Annotated in this window: 17 protein-coding genes; 3 read left to right on the forward strand and 14 right to left on the reverse strand. The window is 69.5% G+C overall.

Annotated features, from left to right (window positions below; all coding sequences use genetic code 11):
* Positions 1-100 precede the first annotated feature (100 nt).
* Positions 101-934 carry a TOBE domain-containing protein gene (locus BP68_RS01740; protein WP_496368462.1) on the reverse strand — a complete coding sequence of 278 codons (834 nt, stop codon included), beginning with the start codon at positions 932-934 and terminating at the stop codon, positions 101-103.
* Positions 935-1,033: 99 nt separating this feature from the next.
* On the opposite strand from BP68_RS01740, the gene BP68_RS01745 reads away from it, so the two are divergent.
* Together BP68_RS01745 and gloA are read left to right on the forward strand one after the other, a co-directional pair.
* A complete protein-coding gene (locus tag BP68_RS01745) occupies positions 1,034-1,822 on the forward strand; it encodes an SDR family NAD(P)-dependent oxidoreductase (protein ID WP_496368464.1) in 789 nt (262 codons plus the stop codon).
* Positions 1,823-1,878: 56 nt separating this feature from the next.
* Positions 1,879-2,295 (forward strand): lactoylglutathione lyase, encoded by a 417-nt coding sequence (gene gloA, locus BP68_RS01750; RefSeq protein ID WP_496368466.1) that lies wholly within the window; start codon positions 1,879-1,881, stop codon positions 2,293-2,295.
* A 60-nt stretch (positions 2,296-2,355) separates the two neighbouring features.
* On the opposite strand, the gene BP68_RS01755 is transcribed toward gloA, so the two are convergent.
* The 6 genes from BP68_RS01755 to BP68_RS01780 form a co-directional block, all read right to left on the reverse strand.
* The gene (locus BP68_RS01755) at positions 2,356-3,009 is read right to left on the reverse strand and encodes a bifunctional 4-hydroxy-2-oxoglutarate aldolase/2-dehydro-3-deoxy-phosphogluconate aldolase (protein ID WP_496368468.1); all 654 of its coding nucleotides are present in this window, start codon (positions 3,007-3,009) and stop codon (positions 2,356-2,358) included.
* Positions 3,000-4,817 (reverse strand): phosphogluconate dehydratase, encoded by a 1,818-nt coding sequence (edd, locus tag BP68_RS01760; RefSeq protein WP_496368470.1) that lies wholly within the window; start codon positions 4,815-4,817, stop codon positions 3,000-3,002. Before edd ends, BP68_RS01755 begins: the two co-directional genes overlap by 10 nt.
* A 120-nt stretch (positions 4,818-4,937) precedes the next feature.
* Complete coding sequence (locus BP68_RS01765; protein ID WP_496368472.1) at positions 4,938-5,948, reverse strand: TRAP transporter substrate-binding protein; 1,011 nt, start codon at positions 5,946-5,948, stop codon at positions 4,938-4,940.
* A 48-nt stretch (positions 5,949-5,996) separates the two neighbouring features.
* The gene (locus BP68_RS01770) at positions 5,997-7,277 is read right to left on the reverse strand and encodes a TRAP transporter large permease (RefSeq protein WP_496368474.1); all 1,281 of its coding nucleotides are present in this window, start codon (positions 7,275-7,277) and stop codon (positions 5,997-5,999) included.
* 15 nt (positions 7,278-7,292) lie between these two features.
* Positions 7,293-7,817: a TRAP transporter small permease gene (locus tag BP68_RS01775; protein WP_496368476.1), complete on the reverse strand. Its 525-nt coding sequence runs from the start codon at positions 7,815-7,817 to the stop codon at positions 7,293-7,295.
* Positions 7,814-8,344 (reverse strand): gluconokinase, encoded by a 531-nt coding sequence (locus BP68_RS01780; RefSeq protein WP_496369050.1) that lies wholly within the window; start codon positions 8,342-8,344, stop codon positions 7,814-7,816. Before BP68_RS01780 ends, BP68_RS01775 begins: the two co-directional genes overlap by 4 nt.
* Before the next feature lie 235 nt (positions 8,345-8,579).
* Between BP68_RS01780 and gntR the strand changes: the two genes are divergently transcribed.
* On the forward strand, positions 8,580-9,605 hold the full coding sequence (gene gntR, locus BP68_RS01785; RefSeq protein WP_496368478.1) for an HTH-type transcriptional regulator GntR: 1,026 nt from the start codon (positions 8,580-8,582) through the stop codon (positions 9,603-9,605).
* A gap of 127 nt (positions 9,606-9,732) precedes the next feature.
* On the opposite strand, the gene icd is transcribed toward gntR, so the two are convergent.
* The 7 genes from icd to smc form a co-directional block, all read right to left on the reverse strand.
* Positions 9,733-10,992 (reverse strand): NADP-dependent isocitrate dehydrogenase, encoded by a 1,260-nt coding sequence (gene icd, locus BP68_RS01790; protein WP_496368480.1) that lies wholly within the window; start codon positions 10,990-10,992, stop codon positions 9,733-9,735.
* 102 nt (positions 10,993-11,094) lie between these two features.
* A complete protein-coding gene (locus tag BP68_RS01795) occupies positions 11,095-13,593 on the reverse strand; it encodes a penicillin-binding protein 1A (protein ID WP_496368482.1) in 2,499 nt (832 codons plus the stop codon).
* A 186-nt stretch (positions 13,594-13,779) separates the two neighbouring features.
* Positions 13,780-14,721: a patatin-like phospholipase family protein gene (locus BP68_RS01800; RefSeq protein ID WP_496368484.1), complete on the reverse strand. Its 942-nt coding sequence runs from the start codon at positions 14,719-14,721 to the stop codon at positions 13,780-13,782.
* Positions 14,721-16,823 (reverse strand): NAD-dependent DNA ligase LigA, encoded by a 2,103-nt coding sequence (gene ligA, locus BP68_RS01805; RefSeq protein ID WP_496368486.1) that lies wholly within the window; start codon positions 16,821-16,823, stop codon positions 14,721-14,723. The genes BP68_RS01800 and ligA overlap by 1 nt, the downstream gene beginning before the upstream one ends.
* An 86-nt stretch (positions 16,824-16,909) precedes the next feature.
* The gene (locus BP68_RS01810) at positions 16,910-17,410 is read right to left on the reverse strand and encodes a hypothetical protein (RefSeq protein WP_496368488.1); all 501 of its coding nucleotides are present in this window, start codon (positions 17,408-17,410) and stop codon (positions 16,910-16,912) included.
* A 70-nt stretch (positions 17,411-17,480) separates the two neighbouring features.
* Positions 17,481-18,578 carry a cell division protein FtsZ gene (locus BP68_RS01815; protein WP_496368490.1) on the reverse strand — a complete coding sequence of 366 codons (1,098 nt, stop codon included), beginning with the start codon at positions 18,576-18,578 and terminating at the stop codon, positions 17,481-17,483.
* A gap of 21 nt (positions 18,579-18,599) precedes the next feature.
* Complete coding sequence (gene smc, locus BP68_RS01820) at positions 18,600-22,124, reverse strand: chromosome segregation protein SMC (RefSeq protein WP_496368491.1); 3,525 nt, start codon at positions 22,122-22,124, stop codon at positions 18,600-18,602.
* Positions 22,125-22,164: the final 40 nt, after the last annotated feature.

Consider the following 22,164-nt stretch of genomic DNA (forward strand, 5'->3'; position numbering starts at 1 on the left):
CGTTGGGGTGGACGTCTTGGCGCCCTACCGCAGGCATGAAGCCACAGCGGTACGGCCTTTCACGGCCTGCCTTGGCGGTCGCACGCCGTCCCGGCCGGTATTAGGCGGGAACGCCAACGATCACGCTCGACGCCTTGAACAGGGCCGATGCCGCCACCCCGGGCGCCAGGCCTAGCGCCTCGCTGCTCTCGTTCGTGACGATGGCTGCCACGGCGCCGCCATCCGGCAGGCCAATCACCACCTCGGTATTCACGGCGCCCTTTTGCACGCGCGTCACCGTGCCCGGCAGCCGGTTGCGTGCCGAGAAGCGCGCGCCCTGCGCGTCGGTCACCACGATGATCGACGACGCCTTCACCAGCGCGAAGGCCTCCGCGCCCGGCTCCAGGCCCAGGCCCAGGCCCTGGGTGCTCTCATGCGTGACGATGGCCACCAGCGCGTGGCCCAGGCCGGGGACGTGAAGCTCGACCTCGTCATTGACGGCGCCCGGCACCACACGGGACACCGTGCCGAAAAACTGGTTGCGCGCGCTGGTCCTCATGCCCATTCTCCTGATCAGATGGAAGTCGTCGATCATGCTGTCGGCCTGCTCGCTGAGCTGGTCCACGAAGCGGCGGTGGGCATGCGCGATCGCGCCGAAGTTGCGCACCAGTTGCTTGCCCCGCTCGGTCAGCCGCGTGCCGCCGCCGCCCTTGCCGCCCACCAGGCGCTCCACCAGCGGCTCGCCCGCCAGCTGGTTCATGGTGTCGATGGCGTCCCAGGCCGCCTTGTAGCTCATGCCCATGGCCTTGGCTGCGTGCGTGATGGAGCCGCGCTCGGCGATGTGCGACAGCAGCTCCACCCGGCCGGGGCCGCCCAGGTTGCGGCCATCCACCGTCATCCACAACGAGCCGCGCAGCTCAATGCGCGTGCCGGGCTGCTTTGCGTCTGCCTCCATGGCCTTCCCTTTTTGATCGAAAGACGCCAGTTTACGGGCCTGTTCAAAGCCTGCGGCGCGTGACATCATGGCCGCTGCCCTGCCCGTACCATGCACGCCATGAACATTCCACATCCACCGTCCACCATCCAGTTCGGCCACCAGGGCCGCGTGTGCATCGTCACCGGCGGCGCCCAAGGCATTGGCGAGGCCTGCGTGCGCCGCTTCGCGCGCGAGGGCGCCGTGGTCGTCCTGGCCGATGTGGACGCCGTCCATGGCGCGGCGCTGGCGGCCGAGCTGAACGCCACGTTCATCCCCTGCGACGTGGGCGACAAGGCCCAGGTGGACGCACTGGTGGCGCAGGTCCTGGCGGCCCATGGGCGCATCGACGTGCTGGTGAACAACGCGGGCATCTTCCGCGCGGCGGATTTCCTGGAGGTGTCCGAGGCGGACTTCGACGCCGTGCTGCGCGTGAACGTCAAGGGTTCCTTCCTCATGGGCCAGGCCGTGGCGCGCGCAATGGCACGGGCCGGGCGCGGCGCCATCGTGAACATGAGCTCGGTCAACGGCGTGCTGGCCATCCCCAACATCGCCAGCTACAACATCAGCAAGGGCGGCATCAACCAGCTCACGCGGGTGATGGCCCTGGCACTGGCGGACCATGGCATCCGGGTGAACGCGGTGGCGCCCGGCACCATTGCCACGGAGCTGGCGGCCAAGGCGGTGCTCACCAGCGAGGACGCCAAGAAGAAGATCCTGAGCCGCACGCCCATGAAGCGCCTGGGCGAGCCGGCCGAGGTGGCCGATGTGGTGGCCTGGCTGGCCAGCGACGCCGCCAGCTATGTCACAGGCGAGATCGTCACCGTGGATGGCGGCCGCATGACGCTGAACTACACCGTGCCCGTCTGATCCGGCAAGGCCGCAGCAGGCTGTCCGGTCTTTGACTTGCCGGCACAATCACGGGCATGAGATTTCTGCACACCATGCTGCGCGTTGGCAATCTCCAGCGCTCCATCGACTTCTACACCCAGGTGCTCGGCATGCAGTTGCTGCGCACCTCGGAAAACCCCGAATACAAATACTCGCTGGCCTTCCTGGGCTTCGAGGGCGGCAACCCCGGCCAGGCCGAGATCGAGCTGACCTACAACTGGGGCGTGGAAAGCTATGAAATGGGCACGGCCTACGGCCACATCGCCCTGGGCGTGCCCGACGCCTACGCCGCCTGCGACAAGATCAAGGCGGCCGGTGGCACCGTGACGCGCGAGGCCGGCCCGGTCATGGGCGGCACGACGGTGATCGCCTTCGTGACGGACCCTGACGGCTACAAGATCGAACTGATCGAACGCAAGAACGATGCCGGCATGGGCACCGGCCTGCGGTAATTTGCTATATATTTAATAGCTATTAGCGCTTGATACACAAGCGCCAGAGGCTTATTTTGCTTAAATGGACGGCCGCCCCAGCGCGGCCGCTTCCCGCGCCAGCCGCGTGATGCGCTGCCAGTCGCCCTGCTCCAGCGCATCGCCCGGCACCAGCCAGGAACCGCCGACGCAGGCCACGTTCTGAAGGGCCAGGAACTCCCCCGCATTGCCCGGCTGGATACCGCCCGTGGGGCAGAACACCACGTCGCCGAACGGCCCCTGCCAGGCCTTCAGCATGGCCACGCCGCCGGCCTGCAGCGCCGGAAAGAACTTGAGCGCGGAAAAGCCCTCCTCCTGGGCCAGCAGGATCTCGCTGCCCGTGGCCACGCCGGGCAGCAGCGGCAGGCCCGCACCCCTGCAGGCGCGGCCCAGAGTGGGCGTGAAGCCCGGGCTCACGGCGAAGCGCGCACCCGAGCGGGCGGCGGCCTCGGCGTCGGCGCAGCTGCGCACCGTGCCGGCACCCACCACGGCCTCGGGCACTTCCGCGGCGATGGCCCGGATGCAGTCCAGTGCCTGCGGCGTGCGCAGCGTGACCTCCAGCATGCGGATGCCGCCGGCCACCAGCGCCCGCGCCAGGGGCACGGCGTGGCGCACGTCATGCAGCACGATCACGGGAATCACCGGCGCGTCGCGCATCACGTCGAGCGCGGTCCATGCGGTGGTGTTCACAGCCATGCGCAGCCTCCTTCTTCCGCGCTGAGCGCGTTGCGCCGGAATCCGGCAAACAGTTCACGGCCCCAGCCGTGGGCGTTGTCCTCGCCCAGCACCGGCGGCATTGCGGCCGGCTGGCGGGCCTGCCATTCGGCCGCATCGACCAGCACGTCCAGCGTGCCGGCCACCGCGTCAAGGCGGATGACGTCGCCGTCGCGCACGCGCGCCAGCGGGCCGCCGGCACAGGCCTCGGGCGATGCGTGGATGGCGGCGGGCACCTTGCCCGATGCGCCGCTCATGCGCCCGTCGGTGACCAGCGCCACCTTGTGGCCCTTGCCCTGCAGCACGGCCAACGGGGGCGTTAGCTTGTGCAGCTCGGGCATGCCATTGGCCTGTGGCCCTTGCCAGCGCACCACGCACACCACGTCGCGGTCCAACTCGCCGGCCTGGAAGGCCTGCTGCAGCTCGCCCTGTGAGGCGAACACGCGCGCGGGCGCCTCGATCACATGGCGGTCCTGCGGAACGGCCGACACCTTGATCACGCTGCGCCCCAGGTTGCCCGACAGCAGCCTGAGCCCGCCCGTGGCGCTGAAGGGATCCGCCGCAGGGCGCAGCACGCTGTCATCGCGCGATGCGCCGATGGCCGTCCAATGCAGGCGATGGTCGGCATCGCCCTCGGGGTGGCGCGTGAACTCGCGGATGCCGCCCGGGCGCACGGTGCACGCGTCCTCGTGCATCAGGCCGGCGTCGAGCAGCTCGCGGATCACGTAGCCGGGCCCCCCGGCCGCCTGGAACTGGTTCACGTCCGCGCTGCCGTTGGGATACACCCGCGCCAGCAGCGGCACCACGGCGGACAGGGCCGAGAAATCGTCCCAGTCGATCACGATGCCGGCCGCACGCGCCACGGCCACCCAGTGGATCAGGTGGTTGGTGGAGCCGCCGGTGGCCAGCAGTGCCACCATGGCGTTGACGATGGCCCGCTCGTCCACCACGCGGCCGATGGGCGCACATGGCACGCCTTGGTTGCCCAGCACGGTGCGCGCGGCCTCGCGCGTGAGCTCCTGGCGCAGCGCCTGGCCAGGGTTCACGAAGGCCGTGCCCGGCACATGCAGGCCCATGGCCTCCAGCAGCATCTGGTTGCTATTGGCCGTGCCGTAGAACGTGCAGGTACCCGGCGCGTGGTAGGCGGCCATCTCGGCCTGCAGCAGCTCGGCGCGGCCCACCAGGCCCTGCGCGGCCTGCTCGCGCACCTGGGCCTTGGCGTTGTTGGACAGGCCCGAAGCCATCGGCCCCGCCGGCACGAATACCGTGGGCAGGTGGCCGAACTGCAGGGCCCCGATGAGCAGGCCGGGCACGATCTTGTCGCACACGCCGAGCATGAGCGCGGCGTCGAACACGTCGTGGCTCAGCGCCACGGCCGTGGCCATGGCGATCACGTCGCGGCTGAACAGGCTCAGCTCCATGCCCGGCGTGCCCTGGGTCACGCCGTCGCACATGGCCGGCACGCCGCCCGCCACCTGCGCCGTGGCGCCCAGCCGGCGGGCCTCGTCCTTGATGAGGTCGGGGTAGTGCTGCAGCGGCGCATGGGCCGACAGCATGTCGTTGTAAGCCGTGACGATGCCGATGTTCGGCGCCTTCTCGGCCACCACGCGCAGCTTGTCGTTGCCGGGCATGCCGGCGAAGGCATGGGCCACGTTGGCGCAGCCCAGGCGGTCGGCGCCGCGGTCGCGGCGCGCATGGAATTCAAGTTGCCGCAGATAGGCTCCGCGCGTGGCGGCACTGCGCTGGCGGATGCGCTCGGTGACGGAGTGGACGGTGTCGTGCAGTGGCATGCTGGGCGTGGGGTAGGCGACTGGCTGTGGTGATGTCCCCCGGATCGTACGCGCCCAGGGGCGACCCCGAGGGGCCGGGGACATGGGCAGGCGCCAGCCGGTGTCGCCCGCCCTGCCCGCTTACTTGGCGCCGCGCGCCTGCTGCACGGCGGCGTTCACCTCGTCCCAGGTCTGCTGGCCCACGGACTTGGCAATGCCGGCGTTCACGCTGGCAAGTTTCTCGCGCATGCGGTTGGCTTCCTGGGCCGACAGTTCGTTGACCTGCATGCCCTTGCCCTTGAGGTCGGCCAGGGCCTTGGCGGCTTCCTCGCGGGTGTCCTTGCGCTCGAAATCGCGGCTCTTGATGGCGGCGTCCTGCAGCACCTTCTTCTCGGCGGCCGAGAGCCCATCCCACCACTTCTTGCTCACCGTCACGATCCACGGGCTGTACACATGGTTCGTCACGGTCAGGTACTTCTGCACCTCGTAGAACTTGCTCGACACGATGGTGTTGTAGGGATTTTCCTGGCCGTCGACGGCGCGGGTCTCCAGCGCGGTGAACAGCTCGGAGAACGGCAGCGGCACGGCGTTGGCGCCCAGAGCCTTGAAGCTGTCGAGGAATACGTTGTTCTGCATCACGCGCAGCTTGATGTCGTTCAGGTCTTCCAGCTTGGCCACGGGGCGCTTGCTGTTGGTGAGGTTGCGAAAGCCGTTCTCCCAGTAGACCAGGCCCACCATGCCCTTGGCATCCAGCTTGGCCTTGATCTTGTCGCCCACGGGGCCGTCGAGCACCGTGTCGGCCTCTTTCGCGTTGTTGAACAGGAAGGGCGTGTCCCAGACCGCCATCTCGGGCACCAGGCCCACCAGGGTGGCGGTGGAGCCCACCATCATCTCCTGCGCGCCGCCGATCAGCGCCTGCTGCATCTGCGTGTCGGAGCCCAGGGACGCGTTGCCGATGGCGCGCACCTTCATCTTGCCGCCGCTGGCTTTCTCCACTTCCTGCGCGAACAGGCGCGCGGCGCGCCCCTGGTTGGAGTTGTCCACCAGGCCGTAGCCGAAGCGCACGATGCGCGGCTTGAAGTCCTGCGCCTGGGCGGTGCCGGTGGCCATGAGGACGGCCGCGAGGCCGGCAAGAGCGAAACGGATACGCATGCTGAATCTCCTTGAGGAATGGGTGGTTGGGTTGAAAAGAGCGGCTGCCTAGTGCATCCAGCGCAGCGGTGCGGTGATGAGGGCGGGGAACAGCGTGAAGAGCACCAGCAGAAGCACATAGACCGCGAGGAACGGCGTCGTGCCCCGGATCACGGTCTCCATGCGCAGGCGGCCCACGCCGGCCACCACGTTCTGCACCGTGCCCACGGGCGGGGTGATCAGGCCGATGCAGCCCACGAAAATGAACATGAAGCCGAAGTACACGGGGTCGATGCCGGCCTTGACGGCCAGGGGTGCGCACACGGGGCCGAAGATCAGGATGGTGGGCGTCAGGTCCATGGCGGTGCCCACCACGAGCAGGAACGTCATCATCAGCGCCATGAACAGGATGGGGTTGCCCATCACGCCCGCGAAGCTGTCGGCCAGCATGTTGGGCAGGTCGGCCAGCGTGATCATGTAGGCCGTCACGGTGGCTGCGCCGCACAGGAACATCACCACGGCCGTGGTCTTGCCCGCGGCCAGGAACACGTCGTACAGCTGGGTCCAGCTCAGCTCGCGGTACACGAACATGGAGACCAGCAGCGCATAGACGGCCGCCACCACGGCGGCTTCGGTCGGCGTGAAGATGCCGCCGCGCAGGCCGCCCAGGATGATGACCGGCATCATCATGGCCCAGAAGCTCTGGGCCAGCGCCTTCAGGCGCGGCCCCCAGGCCACGCGCTCCATGGCCGGCAGATCGTGGCGCCGGGCGATCCAGCACCAGGCGCCGATGAGGAAGGCCCCCATCATCAGCCCGGGCGCCACGCCCGCCAGGAACAGCTTGCTGATCGAGGTGTTGGTCGTCACGCCGTAGATCACGAACGGCATCGACGGCGGAATGATGGGGGCGATGATGCCGCCCGAGGCCAGCAGGCCCGCGCTGTAGCCCATGGGGTATTTCTGCTCGCGCATCATCGGCAGCAAGATGGTGGCAAGCGCCGCCGTGTCGGCAATGGCCGAGCCGCTCATGGAGGCCAGCAGCACCGCCGCACCGATGACCACGAAGCCCAGCCCGCCGCGGATATGCCCCACGAAGGCGCGCGCCAGGTCAATGATGCGGCGCGACAGGCCGCCCGCGTTCATCAGCTCGCCCGCCAGAATGAAGAACGGCACGGCCAGGAGCGGGAAGTTGTCGAAACCCGCCTGCAGGTTCTGCGCCAGCAGCTGCGAGTCGAAGAAGTCCAGGTGCCACATCAGGGCGACACCTGTGAGCACCAGGGCATGGGCGATCGGCATGCCGATCACCATGCCGCCGATGAGCACCAAAAGAAAGATGGCGGTAACGATCATGGCCGGCTGCCTCGCTCACTCCACCGCGGTGTCCGCGTCGCTGCCATGCGGCCGCAATGCACCGCGTCGCAGGTCCACCACCAGCCCCACCAGCAGGCCCACGGCCAATACCAGGGTGGCAGCGGCGCCAAGCGCCAGCGGATAGCCCAGCACGGTGCTGTAGCTTTCCATGCCCGCGACCACCTGTTCCCAGGAGCCCTTGAGCAGCAACAGCATGCACGCGGCCACCAGGGCCTGGCTGAGCCAGAACAGCAGCTTGCGCGCCCTGCCCCGCAGGCGCGAGGTCAGCATGTCGAAGCCCAGGTGCTTGCCCTCGAAGGCCGCGACGATGGTGCCCACCGCCACCAGCCAGACGAACAGCAGGCGGGAGACTTCTTCGTACGACACGATGCTGGTGGCAAACACATAGCGCAGCACCACGTTGACGAACACCGCCACCACCATGCCGGCCAATGCCAGCACCATGAAATGTTCGGCCCATCGCTGCACGATCGGCTTGCGCGGCCGAGCCGGGGAAGAAGAGGAAGAAGAAGCGCTCATGCACCGTCTCCGGTCGAGGAAGGAATGGATGGCCCGGCGTCGGCTACGGCATGGTCGCGCAGCCACTGCACGACGGCCTGCGCCAGCTCGTTCACGGGGCGCATGGCGTCCAGCGTCAGCACGCCGGGCTCGCCCTGGGGCGACTCCAGCGTGGCGAACTGGTCGGCCACCAGCGCCGGCGAGAAGAAATGGCCTGCGCGCGACTGCACGCGCTGCAGCGCCTGCTCATAGTCCAGGGCCAGGAACACGAAGCCCACGCGCGGGTTGCCGGCGCGCAGGCGGTCGCGGTACTTGCGGCGCAGGGCCGAGCAGGTGAGCACCACGCCGGGCGCGCCCGGCTGAGGCTGCAGCAGCACGGCCAGCCGGTCCAGCCAGCCGGCGCGGTCGGCATCGGTCAGGGGCACGCCGGCCCGCATCTTGGCGATGCTCTCGGGGGCGTGGTGGGCATCGCCCTCGTGCAGCGTCCAGCCCAGTGCCTGGGCGCAGGCTTCTCCCACACTGGACTTGCCGCAGCCGGACACACCCATCACCACGATGGCATCAGGTTGATAAGTCAAGATAGCGCTATCTGTCGGTGTTCAAAAAATGGCCACGCCCGTGGGCAGTGGCCATCAGCGATTGACCTACCTCTGAGGGAATGCAGGTCTTTTCAACGGTTTCTGGATCTTCGGCTTGCCCTAAGCAGCCGCAAGTCCGCGAAAACCCGATGAAGGATAGCGCTATCTTAAGAGACAATCCGGCCCCAAACCTCAGGAATAACCCTTGTCCGCCATTCGCCGCCCGCGCCGCTCCAGCGGCCGCATCACCCTGAACGACGTGGCCAGCGCCGCCGGCGTGAGCCCCATCACCGTGTCGCGCGCCCTGCGCGGCGAGCGCAGCGTGGACCCGGTGCTGGCCCAGCGCGTGCGCGAAGCCGCGGACCACCTGGGCTATGTGCCGGACCCCGCGGCGCGCGCCCTCGCCTCGCAGCGCAGCACCCAGGTGCTGGTGCTGGTGCCGCTGCTGTCCAACGCGCTGTTCGTCGATCTGCTGGAGGCGGTGCACCGTACCCTGTTTCCCGAGGGGTTTCAGCCGCTCATCGGCGTGACCCACTACGACAGCGCCGAGGAGGAACTGCTGCTGCGCACCTACCTGCCCCACCGGCCTGCGGGTCTGCTGGTGACGGGCTTCGACCGCAGCGAGGCCGCGCGCCAACTCATCGTGCGCAGCGGCGTGCCCTGCGTGCATCTCATGGAAACCAGCACCGCCCCCGGCGTGGCCTGTGTCGGCTTTTCGCAGCTGGAGGCCGGCGCCGCCATCACCCGGCACCTGCTGCAGCGCGGGCGCCGGCGCATCGCGTTCTGCGCCGCGCAGCTCGACCCGCGTGTGTTGCAGCGTGCCGAGGGCTACCGCCGCGCCCTGCGCGAAGCGGGCCTGTACGACCCGCGGCTGGAGCTGCTGAGCCCCGAGCGCTCCTCCATCGCGCTGGGTGCGCGCCTGTTCGAGGACATGGTGCGGCGCATGCCCGACATCGACGCCATCTTCTTTTGCAACGACGACATCGCCCAGGGCGGGCTGCTGGCGGCCAACCGGCTGCAGATCGCCGTGCCGCAGCGCATCGCCATCGCCGGCTTCAACGACCTGGCCGGCAGCGCGCAGATGGTGCCGCCGCTGACCACCATCCGCACGCCGCGCAGCGAGGTCGGCCGCGCCGGTGCCACCATGCTGCTCGGCCTGATGCGCGGCACGCTGGCGCAGCCGCAGTGCATCGAGTTGGACTACGAACTGGTCTTGCGCGAAAGCACCTGAGAGCGTCTGAGCGGCGTGGCATGCTACGGGCCATGGCTACGTTGCTGCTGCCGCACCATATCGAGCAGATGTGAAAAGGCCCACCGGCAAACGGTGGGCCCTTTTTGTCGCAACCGCGATCCGGCGGTCACATGTTGTTGATCATCACCTGCCCAAAGCCCGAGCAGCTCACCTGGGTCGCGCCGTCCATGAGGCGGGCGAAGTCGTAGGTCACCTTCTTGCTCTGGATGGACTTTTCCATGGACCTGATGATGAGGTCCGCCGCCTCGGTCCAGCCCATGTGGCGCAGCATCATCTCGGCCGAGAGGATCTCGGAGCCGGGGTTCACATAGTCCTTGCCCGCGTACTTGGGCGCCGTTCCGTGCGTGGCCTCGAACATCGCCACCGAGTCCGACAGGTTGGCGCCAGGGGCGATGCCGATGCCGCCCACCTGGGCCGCCAGCGCATCGGAGATGTAGTCGCCGTTCAGGTTCAGCGTGGCGATCACGCTGTACTCGGCCGGGCGCAGCAGGATCTGCTGCAGGAAGGCATCGGCGATGCTGTCCTTGACGGTGATCTCCTTGCCGGTGCGCGGGTTCTTCAGCCGCATCCACGGGCCGCCGTCGATGAGTTCGGCGCCGAACTCCTGGGCCGCCAGCTCGTAGCCCCAGTCACGGAAGCCGCCTTCCGTGAACTTCATGATGTTGCCCTTGTGCACCAGGGTCACGCTGGGCTTGTCGTTGTCGATCGCGTACTGGATGGCCTTGCGTACCAGGCGCTGCGTGCCCTCCTTGGACACGGGCTTGACGCCGATGCCCGAGGTGTCCGGAAAGCGGATCTTCTTGACGCCGAATTCATCCTGCAGGAACTTGATGAGCTTCTTGGCCTTGTCGGACTGCGCCTCGAACTCGATGCCCGCGTAGATGTCTTCCGAGTTCTCGCGGAAGATCACCATGTTGGTCTTCTCCGGCGCCTTGACCGGCGAGGGCACACCCTTGAAGTACTGGATCGGGCGCAGGCAGACGTACAGGTCCAGCTCCTGGCGCAGCGCCACGTTCAGCGAGCGGATGCCGCCGCCCACGGGCGTAGTCAGCGGGCCCTTGATGGACACGACATAGTCACGCACGGCGTGCAAGGTTTCCTCGGGCAGCCACACGTCGGGGCCATAGACCTTGGTGGACTTCTCGCCCGCATACACCTCCATCCAGTGGATTTTGCGGCGGCCCGCATAGGCCTTGGCGACTGCGGCATCCACCACCTTGAGCATCACGGGCGTGATGTCCATGCCCGTGCCGTCGCCCTCGATGAAGGGAATGATGGGCTGGTCCGGCACGTTCAGCGACATGTCGGCATTGACGGTGATTTTCTGGCCCTCGGCAGGCACCTTGATGTGCTGGTAACTGGTCATGTAACGGGTCTCCGGTGGTGGTGACGGGGCCAGCCCCGAAATACGCGGCTGGCGGCCAAAAGCCCAAAGATTCTAGCCACAAAGATTTCGTGCGATCCCTGCTCAGCGGGCATCGCCCGGATAGGCCAGACCACCCGGTCCCGGCACCACCACACCCCGCACGACCGGCTCCGAGACGACCGCGGGACCGCCGTCGCCCGGCGCGCGCCATGTCGGCGGCGCTGGCTCCGCCGGCTCGGTCACCCACACCGGCGGCTCGGCCGGAGCCGGCGCACGGGGCGAGGCCTCCTGAAGGGGCACGAGCGGTGCGTCGATGATTTCGGGGCGCTCCTCCTGCGGCACAGCGCTGGGCGCGGGAACGGGTGGATCGGCGGAGGGCACCGGCACGCTGGCGGGGCCGGACAACTCGCCCGTAGGACGGCCGAACAGGTCGTAGACCCAGTTGCGCAGCGCCCCCACGGCCTGGACCGTGCGGCCGGTCCAGGAGCTGTCTTCCTCGTCGATGAAGCGCTCGCGCGCGTCGATGATCTTGGCGCGCAGGGCCTGGCGGAACACATCGCCCACCATGGGCAGGGCGCTGTGGGCGCCCTGCCCCCAGTAGTCGCTGCGCAGCGTGATGCGCCCGTCGTTGAAGCCGGCCCACGCGCCCGCCACGAGCTGCGGGTGCATGAGGATGAACCAGCCGTCGGCGTTGTCCTGCGTGGTGCCGGTCTTGCCGGCCACGTCGGCCGTGATGCCGTAGCGGCCGCGGATGGCCGCGCCCGTGCCCTTGTCGATCACGCCGCGCATGGCGTCGCGCAGATCCTGGGCGGCGGTCATGCTCAGCGCGCGCTCGGCGGATGCGGGTGTGAACTGCTCCAGCAGCTTGCCGTTCTTGTCCTCAATGCGCGTGATCACCGTGGGCGCCATGTAGCGCCCGCCGTTGGCGATGGTGCCGTAGGCGGCCACCATCTCCTTGAGCGTGACCGCGCTGGTGCCCAGCGCCAGCGCCGGCACGGCCTCCAGCCTGGATTCGCGCACCCCCATGGCGCGCGCCAGCTGCGCCACGCGCTCGGGGCCCACCTGCTGCATGAGCTGGGCGGTGATGGTGTTCTTGGAATACGCCAGGCCGTCGCGCAGCAGCATGGCCTCCTCGCTGGGCGGGGCGTTGCCGTCCGTGGGCCGCCAGACCCGCTTGCCGCCCAGGGGGATTTCCACGGCCGTGTCCAGCAGCGTGTCGGTGGGCAGCATGCCCTGGGCGAACGCCGCGCCATACACGAAGGGCTTGAAGGTGGAGCCCGGCTGGCGCTTGGCCGCCTGCACATGGTCGAACGGGTCCTGCACGAAGTCACGGCTGCCCACCCAGGCCAGCACCGCGCCGCTGCGCGGGTCCAGCGCCATGAAGCCGGCCTGCACGCGCGTCTTGGACTGGCGCAGGTTGCGCAGGAAGCTGCCATCGCCCAGCAGTTCCTGCAGCGCCTCGCCCGGCTCCGCGCCGGCCGCCACGGCCTTGTCGTACCGGGGCGATTCGCGCACCAGCTGCTGCACCAGCGGGCTCTTGGCACTCCAGGCGCCGCGCGCGGCCCAGGCCGAATCGGCCACGCCCTGCAGCGTGCGGCCCTGGCGTTCCACGGCCTGGGTGGCGATCTCCTGCAGCCGGGCGTCGATGGTGGTGTGGATCACCAGACCGTCGGAGTACAGGCTGTAGCCGTTGCGGTCGGCCCAGTCGATGAGCTGGCGGCGCAGCTGCTGCGCCAGGTGCGGCGCCAGGCCCGCCACCTCGCTCTGGCGCTCGAAGCGGATGCGCAGCGGGCGCTTGACCAGCCTGTCGTACTCGGCCGCCGACAGCTTGCCGCGCTTTTTCATCTGCGCCAGCACCGTGTTGCGCCGCGCCTGCGCGCGTTCGGGGTTGAGCACGGGGTTGTAGTAGGCCGTGCCCTTGAGCATGCCGATCAGCGTGGCGCTCTCCAGCACGGTGAGCTTGTCGGCCGACTTGTCGAAATAGGTGCGCGCCGCCATCTCGATGCCGTAGGCGTTGTAGAGGAAGGGCACGGTGTTCAGGTAGGTCTCCAGGATCTCGTCCTTGGAGTACAGCGCCTCGATCTTCAGCGCCGTGATGGCCTCCTTGAGCTTGCGCGTGAGCGTGGGCGCGCGGCCGATGTCCTCGGGGTAGAGGTTGCGCGCCAGCTGCTGGGTGATGGTGGAGCCGCCCTGCTTGTTGCCGCTGGCCGTGCGCACCACGGCCGACAGCGTGCGCCGCCAGTCCATGCCCCAGTGCTCGTAGAAGCGGTGGTCCTCGGTGGCGATCAGGGCATCGACCACCGGCTTGGCGATGGTCTCCAGCGGCACCCATTCGCGGTTCACCCAGCGGTATTCGGCCAGCAGCCGCCCGTCGCTGGAGACCAGCTGCGCGGGCTGGTCGCTCTTGGCCTTGCGGATGTCGCTGATGGCCGGCGTGAACGGGATCAGCGCCAGCACGTACAGCAGCCCGGCCAGGGCCAGCGCGGCCAGCAGCCACACCAAGCCATGCGCCGACAGCCAGCGCTCGGGGCGGCGGGCCAGGCGCGCCAGCGCGGGCCGCACCATGGCCCAGCGTTCACGCAGGGAGGCGGAAAAGGTCATGAATGATTTTGGTAAAAAAGGCCTGCAGCGCTTATGTATCAAGCGTAAACAGCTATGAATTCAATAGCAACCACCCAGCGCACCCGTGCGCCTCCCCCACGGGGCGGCGCCGGGGCACGGTCCTGGCTGGCCTGCTTTATACCGCCAATCATTTGAAATCAACGGGTTACAGGTTTTCCGAATGCTTCAGGCCATGAACTGCCGCAGCTGTGGCAGGCTGGCGTGGGCGGCGCGGCGACCCTCGGCGATGGCGTCCTTGGCGCGGTGGAAGTCCAGCAGGCCCATGTGGGCCAGGTGCGGCGCGATCACCACCTCGGGCGGGTCGCCGGCCATGCGGCTGCGCGTGATGCGCATCTGCATGATGGTCACGCTGGTCATCACCACGTCCAGCACCGAAGGCTTGGGCGGCAGCGGCGCCTCGGCCCCGCCGTTGTTCCAGAACTTCAGGCGGCTCATCCAGTCGCCGTTGCGCGCGGGCTGCGGCTCGGGGGGCGTGGCCGCGCCCTCGGGTGCGTCTGGCGCCGGCTCCTGCACCACGGCCAGGGGGTGCATGTGGCGGTGCAGGATGTCGGCGTTCAGGTCCACGCCGATGACGATGTCCGCCCCCATGGCCCGCGCCAGCGACGTGGGCACGGGGTTGACCAGGCCGCCATCGACCAGCAGGCGCCCGTCCTCGTGCGCCACGGGCGTGAACAGGCCCGGCAGCGCGATGGAGGCGCGCACCGCGTCGGCGATGGAGCCGTGGCGCAGCCAGACCTCGGCGCCCGAATGCAGGTCGGTGGCCACGGCGCCGAAGGGCAGCGGCGAGGATTCGATGTCGAAGTCCGCGAAGTTGCGGCGCCAGAAGGCGATGAGCTTCTCGCCCTTGAGCATGCCGCCCGCCAGGTTGAAGTCCATGAAGCCGAACACGTCGCGCATGCCCAGGCCCTGCACCCAGTCGGCAAAGCGCTCCAGCTCGCCCGCCGCGTAGGCCGCGCCTACCAGCGCGCCGATGGAGGAGCCGCAGACCACGTCCAGCCGCACGCCCTCCTCGCGCAGCGCCTGCAGCACGCCGATATGCGCCCAGCCGCGGGCCGAGCCGCTGCCCAGCGCCAGTCCAAGCCGCGGCGCGCGGCGGGTCAGCGCCATCAGGCGCCCCCTTCCTGCGCCAGCGTGCCCTGCAGCAGCGCGCGCAGGCCGTCCTCGTCCAGCACGGGAATGCCCAGCGCCTGTGCCTTGTCCAGCTTGCTGCCGGCCTCGCTGCCGGCCACCACATAGTGGGTCTTCTTGCTGACCGAGCCCGCCACCTTGGCGCCCGCGGCCTCCAGCAGCTCCTTGGCCTCCTCGCGTCCCAGCGTGGGCAGCGTGCCGGTCAGCACGATGGTCTTGCCCGCCAGCGGCAGCGTGGCGCGCTCGGCCGGCGCGCCCTCTTCCCAGGTCACGCCGCAGGCGCGCAGCTGCTCCACCACCTCGCGGTTGTGCGGCTGGGCAAAGAAGGTGTGGATGGATTCGGCCACCACGGGGCCCACGTCGTTCACCTGCAGCAGCTGGTCCACGCTGGCGTCCATGATGGCGTCGAGCTGCCCGAAATGCCGCGCCAGGTCCTTGGCCGTGGCCTCGCCCACATGGCGCACGCCCAGGCCGAACAGAAAGCGCGCCAGCGTGGTCTGCTTGGACTTGTGCAGCGCGTCGAGCACGTTCTGCGCCGACTTTTCCGCCATGCGGTCCAGCGCCGCCAGGGCGCTGAGCCCCAGGCGGTACAGGTCGGGCAGCGTGCGGATCACGTTGCCGTCGACGAGCTGGTCCACCAGCTTGTCGCCCAGGCCCTCGATGTCCATGGCGCGCCGGGCGGCGAAGTGCAGGATGGCCTCCTTGCGCTGCGCGGCGCAAAACAGGCCGCCCGTGCAGCGGTGGTTGGCCTCGCCCTTTTCCCGCACCACGCGGCTGCCGCACACGGGGCACTGCGCGGGCATGCGGAAGTTGGGCACATAGGCCGGGCGCCGGCCGGGCACCACGCCCACGACCTCGGGAATCACGTCGCCCGCGCGGCGCACGATCACCGTGTCGCCCACGCGCACGCCCTTCTTGCGGATCTCGAACAGGTTGTGCAGCGTGGCGTTGGTCACCGTGACGCCGCCCACGAACACCGGCGCCAGGCGCGCCACGGGCGTGAGCTTGCCCGTGCGGCCCACCTGCACGTCGATGCCCAGGGCCTGGGTGGCCATCTCCTGCGCCGGGTACTTGTGCGCCACGGCCCAGCGCGGCTCCCGCGTCACGAAGCCGAGCTGGCGCTGCAACTGCAGGCTGTTGACCTTGTAGACCACGCCGTCGATGTCGTAGGGCAGCGCGTCGCGCGTGGCCCCGACCTGCTGGTGGAATGCTATGAGTTCAGGAGCGCCTTGCGCAATCTGCACCTGCTCCGCCACAGGAAAACCCCATGCCTTGAGCTGCTGCAGCCAGGCGAAATGCGTGGCGATGTCGGGGCCGCCCTCTGCGGGCGGCGTGACCTCGCCCAGCCCGTAGGCGAAGAACGAGAGCGGCCGCTGCGCGGTGATGCCCGAATCCAGCTGCCGCACCGCGCCGGCGGCGGCGTTGCGGGGGTTCACGAAGGTCTTGTCGCCCCTCTCGCGCTGGCGCTCGTTGAGGGCGTCGAAGTCCGCGCGGCGCATGTACACCTCGCCGCGCACCTCGAGCACGGGCGGCACGCCCGCGGGCAGCGTGAGCGGTATCTGGCGAATGGTGCGGATGTTGTGCGTCACGTCCTCGCCCACCTCGCCGTCGCCGCGCGTGGCGGCCTGCACCAGGCGGCCCGCCTCGTAGCGCAGGCTCATGGCCAGGCCGTCGAACTTGGGCTCGGCCACATATTCCACGGCGGGCCCGTCCGGGGCCAGCTTGAGTTCGCGGCGCACGCGCGCGTCGAAGGCCTCGGCGCCGCTGGCCTCGGTATCGGTCTCGGTGCGGATGCTGAGCATCGCCACGCGGTGCCGCACGGGCGTGAGCCCGCCCAGCACCGCGCCGAGTACGCGTTGCGTGGGCGAATCGGGCGTGACCAGGTCGGGATAGGCGCCCTCCAGCGCCTGCAGCTGCTGGAACACGCGGTCGTACTCGGCGTCGGGGACGCTGGGGGCGTCCTGCACGTAGTACTCATGGGCCCAGCGGTTGAGTTGGGCGCGCAATGCTTCAATTTTGGTAGCTACCAGCACAGGCCCCTTGGGCGCTGGTTGGGAAAAAAGGTCCAGATTCTCGGCCATGGCCATGCAGTAGGTTCACGGGGGCCGGCTCGCGGGGAGCACGGCGGCGAACCGCATCATGCCTCAGACCGGAGCGGGCCGGCGGCTCAGAGCGTCACCTGCGCCTGCACCGTGACCGGAATGCGCGGGGGCAGGCTGCGGCGCAGGTAGTCCACCACCGCCGCATCATGGCGGCCGTAGGAGGCCGTCACGCGCGTGGGCGCGCCATGCTTGCGCTCGAAGACGACATGGCGCTGCCAGAAGTCGCCCTGCAGGGTCACGGCCTTCACGTCGCGCAGCGGCACGCGCTCGGCGCGCAGCATCACCGGCGAGGGCAGCACGAACAGGGCCTCGTCATCGCTCACGCGCACCACGGGCGGGCCGCCGGGGCCGAACCGCTGGCGTTCCTGCCACATGCGCCAGCCCAGAAAGCCGCCCACGGCCAGATACAGGGTGCCCATGGCGTACATCTGGCCGAAGGCGATGACGGCGATGCCCGCGGCGGTCACCACGGCCATCTTGACGATCTCGATCTGCTGGCGGCGGGCCCGGTAGAGCGCGCCGCCCTGCTCGCGCAGCGGGGGAAAGAAAAGGGTCTTCAGGTTCACGCGCGGCATCCTGCCACAGCGGTCCCGCGGCCCGCCGGCCAAAGCCCGGCAAGCCGCAGGGGCTCAGAACTCAGCTGAACACGCGCCGCGCCAGCACCGAGCCGGCCGACAGCTCGCGCTGGTCCAGCTTGTCGTAGAGCTGCTCCAGGTCGGCCGCGATGGGGTCCATGGTCATGGCGGGCAGCGGCGTGCCGTTCTGGTCGCACAGCACGCCGTCCATGGCCTGGCCCAGCGCCGCCGCCACCTCGCGCAGGCGCATGAAGGGCTGCTCCGCGCGGTGCACCTGGGCCACGTCCAGGCTCAGCACGATGTCGCGCACGGCGGATTGCTCGGGGTCGTCCGACATGGCGGCCTGGGAGTCGTACGTCAGCGTCAGCATCGGCGGCAGGCCCGCCCCGTTGGCCGGCAGCACCAGGCGGCCCGGGATCGCGCCGGCCACCAACCCCTGTCGGGCGGCGTTCTGCTGCACGTAGCCGGGGCTCCACGCGGCCTGGCGCGCGCGCAGCACGAAGGTGAGCTGGGCATCGTGGTCGCTGGCGAACTGGTCCAGCTCGCGCGCGCGGGCCACCTCGTGCAGCATGTCGGGGAAGTCCGGCGTGGCGTTGATCGCGTCGGCAAAGCCCTGGGTCTTCATCACGAATTCGGAAAACTCGATCTCGTTGAGCGCACCCACGCGGTTGGCCAGCTGCACGCCGGACTGGAACTGCAGGTAGCGCTGGCCGGGCTGGGGCGTTTCCCACTGCTGGGCGGCCTCGTTGAAGCCCTCGATGGCGAAGGGCTTGCTGCCCGCGCGCCGCGTGGGCGGCATGGCGGCCAGCGCCGCATCGCCCGAGACCTGCTGCTCGGCCACGACGGGCGCGATGGCGTCGATGAGCGGGTCCAGCCCGCCCCGGCGCTCCGCCGGCGGCACGGGCAGCTGGAGCGCGTCACGCAGGTCCACGGCATGGCCGTCGAAGCTGGGGTCGGCATGGGCCGCATCATGATGGCCCTGCAGGCCCGCGCCGTCGAAGGCCGGCTCCTGGCGCGGCGCGGTCGGCTGCGCCGGGTCGGCCTCGGGCGGGCGGGCGCGCTTGGGCGCATTGCGGTGGGTGGTCCAGGCGTTGTAGGCGACGACGACGATCAGCACGATGGCGCCGGCGATGATGAGACCGAGTTGGAAGTTGCTCATGGTGAATGAATGGGGGGCGTCTCAGGTCTGCGCCATGGTCAGCGCGGACTCCATGTCCACGGCCACGATACGCGAGACGCCCTGCTCCTGCATGGTGACGCCGATCAGTTGCTCGGCCATTTCCATGGCGATCTTGTTGTGGCTGATGAAAAGAAACTGCGTGCTGCGCGACATGCTGGACACCAGCTTGGCGTAGCGCTCGGTGTTGGCGTCGTCCAGCGGCGCGTCCACTTCGTCCAGCAGGCAGAACGGCGCGGGGTTGAGCTGGAAGATGGCGAACACCAGCGCGATGGCCGTGAGCGCCTTCTCGCCGCCCGACAGCAGGTGGATGGTCTGGTTCTTCTTGCCCGGCGGCTGGGCCATGACCTGCACGCCGGAGTCGAGGATCTCGTCGCCCGTCATGATGAGCCTGGCCTGGCCGCCGCCGAACAGCTCGGGGAACATGCGGCCGAAATGCCCGTTGACGGTCTCGAAGGTGCCCGACAGCAGCGTGCGCGTCTCGCCGTCGATCTTGCGGATCGCGTCCTCCAGCGTGTTCATGGCCAGCGTGAGGTCTTCCGTCTGCGCGTCCAGGAAGGTCTTGCGCTCGCGCGCCAGTTGCAGCTCATCCAGCGCCGCCAGGTTCACCGCGCCCAGGGCGGTGATCTCGCGGTGCAGGCGGTCGATCTCGCCCTGAAGCCCGGCGATGCGCACGCCGCCCTCGGCGATGGAGCGCTCCACGGCCGCCAGGTCGGCCTGCGCGTCCTGCAGCAGCGTGCTGTACTGCTCCAGTCCCAGGCGCGCGGCCTGTTCCTTGAGCTGGAATTCCGTGATGCGCGCGCGCAGCGGGTCCAGCGCACGCTCGTGTTGCAGGCGGCGTTCGTCGCTGGCGCGCAGCTTGGCCGTGAGGTCGTCGTACTCGCTGCGCTGCGCGGCAAGCTGTCTTTCGCGTTCCATCTTCAGGTCCAGCGCCTGCTGCAGCCCGCCCTGGGCGGCGGCGTCGGACAGGCGGCCCTGTTCGTCCTGGGCGCGCTGGCGTTCGTCCTGCAGCGCGGTCGCCTGGGTGGCCGCCGTGTCGATGGTGCGTGCCAGTTCGGCCCGACGGGCCTGCAGGCTGCGCTGGGAAAAGACGGCCTCCTGCGCCTGGCGCTCCAGCGCGCGCTGCTGCTCGCGGCACTCGGCCAGGCGGCGCTCGGCCTCGATCACGCGATCGCCCAGTTGGGCGTGGCGCTCCTGGCTGTCGGCGAGCTGCATGTCCAACTCCTCGAAGCGCGCCTCGGCGGCCACGCGGCGCTCCTGCAGTTCGGACAGCTGAGCCTCGACCTCGGCCAGGTCGGCGCCGATCTGCTCGCTGCGCGCACGCGTCTGTTCGGCCAGCTGCGACAGGCGCAGCGTCTCCACCTGCAGCTCGTGAAAGCGCCCCTGGGCCTCGCTGGCCTCGCGGCGGGCGGCCACGAGGCGCTGGGCGGCGTCGGCGTAGGCGGCCTCGGCCCGCACCAGGGCCGTGCGCGCCTCTTCGGCGATCAGCGCCTGGGCGCGCAGCTCCTTTTCCAGATGTTCGATCTCCTGAGCGCGCGCCAGCAGGCCCGACTGCTCGGAATCCTGGGCGTAAAAGCTCACGCTGTGCACGCCCACCGCATGGCCGCCGGCCACGTAGATGGCCTCGCCCGGCTGCAGCTGCGCGCGGCGGTTGAGTGCCTCGTCCAGCGACTGCGCGGTGTAGCAGCCCTGCAGCCAGTCCACGAGCACGGCGCGCAGGCCGGCGTCGTGCACGCGCAGCAGGTCGGACAGCCGGGGCTGCGCCGCGGCGGGCTCGGGCGCGGCGGCGGGCGGTGCGCTGTAGAAGGCCAGGCGCGCGGGCGGCGCATCCTGCCCGCCGGCGCCGAGAAAGCCGCGCACCATGTCCAGCCGGCCCACGGGCAGAGCGGCCAGGCGCTCGCGCAGCGCGGCCTCCAGCGCGTTCTCCCAGCCCGGTTCGATGTGCAGGCGGCTCCACAGGCCCTGCAGCCCATCCAGGCCGTGCTTGGCCAGCCAGGGCTGGAGCTTGCCGTCAACCTTGACCTTGTCCTGCAGCGCCTTGAGGGCATCCAGGCGGGCCGACAGGTCGGCCTGGCGGGCGGCCTCCTGGTTCACGGCCTGCTGGCGTGTGCGGCGTTCATCGTCCAGTTGCGGCACGCTGTCTTGCAGCTCCGCCAGGCGGGCCTCGGCCATCTCGGCGCCCTCCTCGGCCTCCTGCAGTTGCTGGCGCAGGTTGGCCAGGCGGGCCTCGTCGGGGGCGGCCAGGGCATTGCGGTCGGCGCGCAGGCGCTCGAACCGGGCGTCCAACTGGCGGCTTTGCTCGTCCAGGCTGCGCTGCTCGGCGGCCAGCACCTGGATCTGCTGCTGAATCTGCACCACGGCGGCGCGCTGCTCCTCGCTGCGCTGCTGGCCCTGGCGCAGGGCGTCCTCCAGGTCGGGCAGCTGCATGGCCTGCTCCTCCACCTGGGCGGCCAGCAGCTCGGCCTGTTCCTCGGCGGTCTCGCCGGCGCCGGCCAGGTGCTCCACCTCGGCCTCGGCCTCCTCCTTGCGGGCGGACCACTGGACGATCTGCTCGGCCAGCTGCAGCAGGCGCTGCTCCACGCGCTGGCGGCCCTCGACCACGTAGCGGATCTCGGCCTCGAGCTTGCCGACCTCGGCCGTGGCCTCGTACAGGCGGCCCTGGGCCTGGTTGACCTGGTCGCCGGCCGCATAGTGGGCCTGGCGGATGGTTTCAAGGTCTGCCTCGACATGGCGCAGGTCGGCCATGCGCGACTCGAGGTCGTTCACGGCCTGCAGGCCGTCGGCGCGCACCTTGGCCTGGTCGGCCTCGGCGTCGGCGCGCTTGAGGAACCACAGCTGGTGCTGCTTAAGCGTCACGTCGGCCTGCAGCGCGTTGTAGCGCGCGGCTACCTCGGCCTGCTTTTCCAGCTTTTCAAGGTTGGCGTTGAGTTCGCGGAGGATGTCTTCGACGCGCGTGAGGTTCTCGCGCGTGTCGGCCAGGCGGTTCTCGGTCTCGCGGCGGCGCTCCTTGTACTTGGAGACGCCTGCGGCCTCCTCGAGGAACAGGCGCAGCTCCTCGGGACGGCTTTCGATGATGCGGCTGATCGTGCCCTGGCCGATGATGGCGTAGGCGCGCGGGCCCAGGCCCGTGCCCAGGAACACGTCCTGCACGTCGCGGCGGCGCACCGGCTGGTTGTTGATGTAGTAGCTGCTGGTGCCGTCGCGCGTGAGCACGCGCTTGACGGCGATCTCGCCAAACTGGTTCCACTGCCCGCCCGCGCGGTGGTCATGGTTGTCGAACGTCAGCTCCACGCTGGCGCGGCTGGCGGGCTTGCGGTGCGTGGTGCCGTTGAAGATCACGTCCTGCATGGACTCGCCGCGCAGCTCGCTGGCCTTCGATTCGCCCAGCACCCAGCGCACCGCGTCCATGATGTTGGACTTGCCGCAGCCGTTGGGACCCACCACGCCCACGAGCTGGCCCGGGAGCATGAAGTTGGTGGGTTCGGCAAACGACTTGAAGCCGGCGAGTTTGATCGAATTGAGACGCACGGGTCAGGCGTGTAAAAGTCTGTTCGCTGTGGCGGGCAAT

The sequence above is a fragment of the Diaphorobacter oryzae DSM 22780 genome (genome assembly GCF_059568935.1).

Bases quoted from the DNA above. Each gene is read 5' to 3' on its own strand.
- BP68_RS01775 (WP_496368476.1), bottom strand. From the start codon at position 7,817: ATGAGCGCTTCTTCTTCCTCTTCTTCCCCGGCTCGGCCGCGCAAGCCG.
- BP68_RS01755 (WP_496368468.1), bottom strand. From the start codon at position 3,009: ATGGCTGTGAACACCACCGCATGGACCGCGCTCGACGTGATGCGCGAC.
- BP68_RS01740 (WP_496368462.1), bottom strand. From the start codon at position 934: ATGGAGGCAGACGCAAAGCAGCCCGGCACGCGCATTGAGCTGCGCGGC.
- edd (WP_496368470.1), bottom strand. From the start codon at position 4,817: ATGCCACTGCACGACACCGTCCACTCCGTCACCGAGCGCATCCGCCAG.
- BP68_RS01765 (WP_496368472.1), bottom strand. From the start codon at position 5,948: ATGCGTATCCGTTTCGCTCTTGCCGGCCTCGCGGCCGTCCTCATGGCC.
- ligA (WP_496368486.1), bottom strand. From the start codon at position 16,823: ATGGCCGAGAATCTGGACCTTTTTTCCCAACCAGCGCCCAAGGGGCCT.
- BP68_RS01770 (WP_496368474.1), bottom strand. From the start codon at position 7,277: ATGATCGTTACCGCCATCTTTCTTTTGGTGCTCATCGGCGGCATGGTG.
- BP68_RS01800 (WP_496368484.1), bottom strand. From the start codon at position 14,721: ATGGCGCTGACCCGCCGCGCGCCGCGGCTTGGACTGGCGCTGGGCAGC.
- BP68_RS01795 (WP_496368482.1), bottom strand. From the start codon at position 13,593: ATGACCTTTTCCGCCTCCCTGCGTGAACGCTGGGCCATGGTGCGGCCC.
- icd (WP_496368480.1), bottom strand. From the start codon at position 10,992: ATGACCAGTTACCAGCACATCAAGGTGCCTGCCGAGGGCCAGAAAATC.
- gloA (WP_496368466.1), top strand. From the start codon at position 1,879: ATGAGATTTCTGCACACCATGCTGCGCGTTGGCAATCTCCAGCGCTCC.
- BP68_RS01745 (WP_496368464.1), top strand. From the start codon at position 1,034: ATGAACATTCCACATCCACCGTCCACCATCCAGTTCGGCCACCAGGGC.
- BP68_RS01815 (WP_496368490.1), bottom strand. From the start codon at position 18,578: ATGAGCAACTTCCAACTCGGTCTCATCATCGCCGGCGCCATCGTGCTG.
- BP68_RS01780 (WP_496369050.1), bottom strand. From the start codon at position 8,344: ATGGGTGTGTCCGGCTGCGGCAAGTCCAGTGTGGGAGAAGCCTGCGCC.